This is a genomic window from Microcystis sp. LE19-84.1B (genome assembly GCF_027531875.1).
In the GTDB taxonomy this organism is placed as follows: domain Bacteria; phylum Cyanobacteriota; class Cyanobacteriia; order Cyanobacteriales; family Microcystaceae; genus Microcystis; species Microcystis panniformis.
In genome coordinates, this window is sequence record NZ_JAPZSR010000249.1 from 1 (window position 1) to 6,788 (window position 6,788).

Annotated in this window: 5 protein-coding genes and 1 pseudogene; 4 read left to right on the plus strand and 2 right to left on the minus strand. The window is 40.8% G+C overall.

Going from position 1 to position 6,788, the window contains the following annotated elements; translation table 11 throughout:
* Positions 1 to 4: 4 nt before the first annotated feature.
* Positions 5 to 106: a hypothetical protein gene (locus O9324_RS27240; protein WP_353851720.1), complete on the plus strand. Its 102-nt coding sequence runs from the start codon at positions 5 to 7 to the stop codon at positions 104 to 106.
* Positions 107 to 149: 43 nt separating this feature from the next.
* Here O9324_RS27240 and O9324_RS14795 read toward each other — a convergent pair.
* Positions 150 to 962 (minus strand): annotated as a pseudogene (locus tag O9324_RS14795) (Eco57I restriction-modification methylase domain-containing protein); the annotation flags it as partial.
* Between the two features lie 415 nt (positions 963 to 1,377).
* On the opposite strand from O9324_RS14795, the gene O9324_RS14800 reads away from it, so the two are divergent.
* The gene (locus O9324_RS14800) at positions 1,378 to 3,585 is read left to right on the plus strand and encodes a PhoX family protein (protein ID WP_288140574.1); all 2,208 of its coding nucleotides are present in this window, start codon (positions 1,378 to 1,380) and stop codon (positions 3,583 to 3,585) included.
* A gap of 85 nt (positions 3,586 to 3,670) precedes the next feature.
* Here O9324_RS14800 and infC read toward each other — a convergent pair whose 3' ends face one another.
* Entirely contained in the window at positions 3,671 to 4,201 is a 531-nt protein-coding gene (infC, locus tag O9324_RS14805) for a translation initiation factor IF-3 (RefSeq protein WP_002736104.1), read from the minus strand.
* 403 nt (positions 4,202 to 4,604) lie between these two features.
* Between infC and O9324_RS14810 the strand changes: the two genes are divergently transcribed.
* Together O9324_RS14810 and O9324_RS14815 are read left to right on the plus strand one after the other, a co-directional pair.
* Positions 4,605 to 6,029 (plus strand): AAA family ATPase, encoded by a 1,425-nt coding sequence (locus O9324_RS14810; RefSeq protein ID WP_288140575.1) that lies wholly within the window; start codon positions 4,605 to 4,607, stop codon positions 6,027 to 6,029.
* 10 nt (positions 6,030 to 6,039) lie between these two features.
* The gene (locus O9324_RS14815) at positions 6,040 to 6,258 is read left to right on the plus strand and encodes a hypothetical protein (protein ID WP_288140576.1); all 219 of its coding nucleotides are present in this window, start codon (positions 6,040 to 6,042) and stop codon (positions 6,256 to 6,258) included.
* The last annotated feature ends 530 nt before the right edge of the window (positions 6,259 to 6,788 follow it).

Here is a 6,788-nt window from a genome sequence, read left to right on the forward strand (position 1 = left end):
AGCTATGGAAGGCTTAAATAATCGTAGTCGTGTAATTTTGCGTCAGACTTATGGGTTAAGAAATTTTCAACATCTGCGCTCACGGCTGTTAGCAGCCAATCATTGATTAGTTAAACTTATCACCATCAGTCCAATAGACCCAAGCGACTATCTACACATTCAAAAATTATTTGACGATTTTCAAAACAAAATAATCCTGTCAGATTTGCCTGAGAAAATAACATTTATCGCAGTTGCTTGGTTCCTAAATCTGTATAAATTCCCCTGGGAATAATAATTCTACAATAACCCTGGGGATGGAGGATATTAAAACATTGTTCCACAAAAAGCTCATAGAGATTAAGAGCCGTCCCTTGCTTTTTACCATTAACAATAGAGATTTGATTTTTATATGGTTCCGAGGAAGTAAAATAGAGACTAACGTGGGGTTATTGACTTTGATATTCTAACCATGCTTGGGCAATTTCGGGATTGGTTAACAGTTTTTTTTGTTCCTTTTCAAATGTCTTGATGTCCATTTTATTTTTAGTCACCAAGTCCCTAGGCTGAGAAAAAAATTCTTTTCCTTGGGGTTTAAAGACTTCCTAGGAGGGTTTCCTGCACTTCTTCCAACTGAAAAGCCTGTTCTTTGTCTAATTCAATACTGCGATTTTTTCGCAAGAATTGCTTGGTAATTTTGTTCGTTGAGGGTTGGCAGAATGTTTTCATCTCCCATGAGATTAAAACTTTTTTCGTCCAGGCAAATTAAACCGATGAGGGAATTTCCCGACATGATATTAAAATCAATATTCGGCAGCAACTAAAGCAAGAAATAAACGCAGTTTGGCGATTTCCGTTGCTTCCTCCATGATATCGACACCGTAGAGGTTATCGGAAATAATTCGTTTTTTGCTCTAATATCCGAGGGAGGGATGGGATTTTCTTACCTCTTTTTTGGTTCTTCTGGTTTCTGTGTGGGAACGAGGTCTATACTGATAAGTAGGGAGGCACAATTATTTGTAGGATGGGTTAGCGGTAGCGTAACATAATCGGGCGTTGGGTTTCATGCTTCAACCCAACCTACGTTCATCTTATATTTAATTCCACCCACCTACTTAGTTTCTTCTGCAAAATAGTCCTATAAGTCTTGCTCAATAAGCATTTCACGATTCTATAAGCGCAAATTATCACACAAAGTCGAGAAGAGTCCTTTTTTTCTCCTCCTGTCTCCGAATCTCCTCACCTAACGGAAGATTTTTTATTTTTGCAGGAGAGCTTTTTAACTGGCTGTTAACTTAGTCATAACTTGGATACTGTATAATCCCTATGTCAAGTGTCCGTAATAAAATTTAACCTAATCAAGGTTCGAGTATAAGTTTTGACTTTATTTCCGAAAATATGAGTATTTCTCGCCGTAATTTCCTCACCTTTTTAACTGCCACTGCCGGTGTCTCTTTTTTCAGTCTGCAAGAGAAAAAATATTCCTCTCTGATTAGCAGTCCTGCGATCGCTGCTAATAGTTTTGGGTTAAACTTTTCTCCAGTCAAACTGCCGATTCCCTTAAAAATTGACGGGATGAGCGATGAAAGCCAAAAAAATGCCTATCAAACCTATAAAGTCCTAGATGATCTCGTTCTTCCTCAAGGATTCACCTACGATGTGCTGGCACAGTGGGGGGATAAAGTGGCTGATTCCCGTTTCGGTTATAACAATGATTATCTATCTTTTATCGAAACCAGTGCGGGTCAAGGTTATCTAACTGTTAATTTTGAATATATCAGTGGTCGTACTTGGCTACAAACCTTTGAACAAGTGATTGGTAAAACCCTACCCGTCAAGGAAGTACGGGAAAAAACGAATGAAAAGGGTGAAATTGCCGCCTATAACCTGCAAGATGCCAGCTTAAAGGCAAAAATCGAGGAAATATCCCTAGAAGGCCTAATTGATCAGGGAATTGGCGTAATTTCCCTGGCTAAAGATCCAACGGGAAAATGGCAACGTACCTATAGTAAAGCCGATCGCCGCATTACCGGTATTTCTGGACTAAAGGACGGCCATTACCTGAAAGCGACCGGCCCTGCTGTAGCAATTTTTACCAAAACCGATAAACTTGGCTACGATGACGGATTAGGGGCAAAAATTATCGGAACATTTCAAAATTGCGCCGGGGGAACAACTCCCTGGGGAACCGTATTTAGTGCCGAGGAAAACTTTCAAGACCAAGTGACGGAGGTAGTGTTAAAAGATGGTTCCTCCTTGCATCCCGATACTACCCCCTTTATTCTCAATAGTGGGGAAGTGGATGGCCGGGGTAACGTTTTTGGGTTAGCGGGAAATAAATACGGTTGGATGGTGGAGGTGGATCCGGCCAATCCTGACGATTATGGCACAAAACACACTTGGTTAGGGCGTTTTCGCCATGAAGCGGTCGCTTTTCTCGCTCAAACGGGGCAATACTTGGCGGTTTATTCAGGATGCGATCGCAGAGGCGGTCATGTCTATAAATTCGTTTCCGAGGGCAAAATTAGCGATATTAAGCAGAAAAATAACTCAAAACTCCTAGAAAAAGGAATGCTCTACGGGGCCAAATTCAACCCCGATAAAACCGGTTATTGGATACCCTTAAATCCCGACACGGAGATAAATCCCGTCCTACCGAGTCAAATTGCCGCTAGTCGCGGGGATGGGGTAGTAGCTTTACCGAATCCCGAAAGAACAGTCAATGAGACTAAATTACTGCTATTTAAGGACGATGAAGAGATTCTAGCCTACAAAGCTAAATATAAGACCCTCGCAGACCTGTATGAAGGTAATGGGACGGAAAAACAGGGAGCAATTCTCATCGATGCTCATTTTGCCGCTAACGCCATTGGGGTCACTTGTACTGGTCGGCCAGAAGATGCGGAAGTGGACGAGAATGGCACTTTATATATGACCTTTACTTCTGGTAGTCCCAGTGAAACGGAGGGAGGAGCCGATAGGGAGATATTTAAGGGGCCAAATGGCGAAATACCCTACGAATTTGGTTGGATTATCAGCTTAAGGGAAGATAATAACGATGCTGCTTCCTTAAGTTTTCGTTGGGATGTGGTCGCTTATGGAGGGGAACCGACAGAGAAGGGTGAGGGTTTTTCTAATCCCGATAACCTCGCTTTCGATAAACAGGGAAATCTCTGGATGGTTAGCGATATTTCCACGGGTGGGTTAAATCGAGAGATGAAAACGCGTTATCCCCAAGGGGTTCCGGTTAGTCAACGGGATTTATTGGGGATTTTTGGTAATAATAGCGCTTGGGTGTTGGCCAAGGGTCAAGAGCATCCCTATCCTTTTGCTATCGCTCCCATGGATGCGGAATTAACGGGATTGTACTTTACTCCCGACCAAGAGACGTTATTTTTGGCAGTACAACATCCGGGAGAAGCGGGGGGAATTCGTCGGGATTTGGCCTTTGAAAACCGAAAATTTGCCCTGAAAACCACTAATGGGCAGGAATTTGAACAAATACGACAAGTACCCCTAGGGTCGAATTGGCCCAGTGGTCAAGTTAATCAACCTCCCCGGCCGGCAGTGGTGGCGATTCGGCGAATTGAGTCAAAATCTGGTTAATACATTTGTTTTAAATGATTGGTTTCCTTTTGGGATTTCTGAAAAACAAAAAAGGGGTTTTAGCCCCTTTTTCCAGATTATTTAGTTATTTTTTCGGCGATAACATCATCATCATGTTACGACCTTCTTTTTTTGGTGCTTGCTGTACCTCAGCCACATCCTCTAAATCCTTGGCCATGCGCGCCAGTAATTCTTCCGCTAGGTTAGAGTGTTGAATTTCCCGGCCTCGGAAGGTAATCGTCGCTTTTACCTTATCTCCCGCTTTTAAAAAACGTTGCGCTTGGTTGACTCGCACGTTGTAGTCATGCTCATCGATTTTATAGCGCATTTTAACTTCTTTTATATCGGCTGTATGCTGTTTTTTCTTGGCTTCGCGGGCTTTTTTCTCCTGTTCAAACTTGTATTTGCCATAGTCCATAATCCGGCAAACGGGAGGACTTGCCGTTTCACTGACAAGGACTAGATCAAGTTCCTTTTCTTCGGCCACGCGTAAAGCTTCGGCAGGAGTAATAATTCCTAGTTGAGAGCCGTCGCTATCGATAACGCGGATTTCGGGAAAGCGGATTCTTTCGTTAATTTGGGGGAGATCGCGAGTAGTGCGTCTTTTATCTATCACAGGCGTTCTGGGTTATCTCTATTCTGGTTAGTTAATCGGTTGGAGTTTACAAAATGATTTACTTGCTATTCTACCTACTCGATCGAGTTTCTTGGCCAATTGTTAAGTTTTCTTGCAATGTTAATTTTTAGCCGCCGGTCATCAGCCGCCGGCCGTCAGCCAGATAAGCTTGTTGTCTATGGGCCTTGTCAGACTAAGACCCTATACTCTCAGGAATCGATCGGTAAGGTGCGTTCCCCCTCGTTGCAGCAGGGAACGCACCCGACAAAATCTGCGGCATCGCACTACCTCTGTAAACCAATGTCTAGATTATAGTGGGACAGTATCGGGCGACAGTTGAGAAGATTATCCAGTATGGTTAAATATTGCGCTGATGTTTTAATATTACCTATCGCCTAAAACTATGATTACTTATATTAAAATTCATGGCTTTAAATCCTTTCATAATTTTGAAATGGTATTCACGCCGCTTACTGTAGTTGCTGGGGTTAATGCTTCTGGTAAGAGTAATTTATTTGATGCTTTGCAATTGTTGGCGCGGCTGGCAGAAGTGGATCTGAAGACGGCTTTTAGCGAGCAACGAGGACATCCTAGCGAACTTTTTACCCAATATGATGAGGACGACTACGCCACGGAAATGGAATTTATAGTGGAAATGTTAGTCAATCGCAAGGTAAAAGATAATTGGGGTGGGGAAGTCGAGCTTAAATATACAAGATTACGCTATCAATTAAAAATTAAACGAGAGTCTAATATAAGTGGATTTGAAAACTTGTATATTGTTGATGAACGTTTAGAAAATTTAAAGCACAATGAAGATAATTGGGTAAAAAATTATATTCCCAAGACAGTATTGGAAACTTGGCGACCAAAAGTAACGGGTAGGAGAGCCATTCCTTATATTAAGACTGAAGATATTAATGGTATTGCTACCATTGTTGTACATCAAGATGGTCAACAAGGGAATAAAAAATTATTTCCCGCAAAAAACGCATCACAAACTGTTTTAAGCAGCATTAATACCATAGATTTTAAACATATATTAGCCGCCAAACAAGAAATGCTGAGTTGGAAGTTTATGCAGCTTAATCCCGAAGATTTGCGAGAACCTACTCGTCAAGATATGGGCATCAGAGATACAATAACAGCAAGCGGAAAGAATTTAGCCGCTGCTTTATTTCGCATTAAACAAGATGATGAATATACCCTCACAGCAATTTCCCGTGATCTCAATAATCTGCTACCGAATTTTACAGAAGTTAATGTTTATGATGACAAAGCAAATCGACAATTTATTATCAAGGTAAAAGGCGATGATAATCGGGAGTTTTCTTCGAGAGTGCTTTCGGAAGGAACCCTACGTTTATTAACATTATGTGTCCTGCAATACGACCGACAACACACAGGATTACTGTGTTTTGAAGAGCCAGAAAATGGCATCCATCCTTTTCGTATTGAAGCAATGGCAAAATTATTAAAAGAGCTAACTGTCGATTTTGAAGATACTGAAATGCCTTTACGCCAAGTAATAGTGAACACTCATTCTCCGGTTCTAGTGAGTCAATTAATTAATTGGCAAGATGATAAAAATGTCAGCATTTGGCTTTCTCAACTTACCAATCGAATATCCACTATTGAAGGGAAGCGAATTAAGATGAAAAGCAGTAATTTTCACCCTGTTATCAAAGAGAATAAAAAGCAATTAACCTTATTTTTCTCCGAAAATGAGGCCAAGCTAACTCTCTCGGAAGTTGTCGAATATCTAAAAACTGCTGATGCTGAAAGTGCGATTAAAAATATTAAAAATCAACAAAACCAATTAATGTAAATCAATTAAGATGGCAAAAAAAATCAAACAAATAATTATTGCCTTAGCTACAGAAGGCAGTTACGATCATAGATTTTTACCGAATATTATTCAGCGCACTTTCGAGAGAGTTGCTTTTGACGGTCAACAAGAAATAGAAATTTTTGAACCAATTTGTCTTCCACAAATCGGCTCTTCGGTTTGTGTTATGCAATGGAGGGGGGTTATAAGGGATGGAACCCTTATATAGAAAGGCATTTAGCGATTTTTGTCAATTGTTTTTTATCTAGAGCGAACTAATCAATTAAGTCTTTTGCCAGATAAGGATTTAGTCGATTTATGCCCCCCTATCGAACCATAACAAGTAACGAAGAGCCGAAATATTGCCCTCGGTATCTTTAATTGTTACGGCTATATCACTAAGATAACGGTCCCATTTGCCTTGGGGAATTTGATAACTAGCCTGTATATCTGGACTTCCCCCATACAGAAATACTAAAAAATTAACAAAACCCTTACTGCAGGTCGCTTCTAAGAAAAAATTGAAAAGAGACTACTGGGTACATTTTTCACTTGAAAATGGCTGTACCGTTGACTGTATCTGGAGTAGAGCGATGACCTAGAGTTGGCTGTATAGTGATCGCTAACCTGATGGTAACAGATGGTGTCATTAATCTCTAGAGTCAGCGATTCCCTCTGTAGCCATGTTTTTGATGGTTTTCTGCCCCGAAACAAGCTATAATGGTCTAAAGGTCAAATTTGAAAATTTTTGCCTCAAAC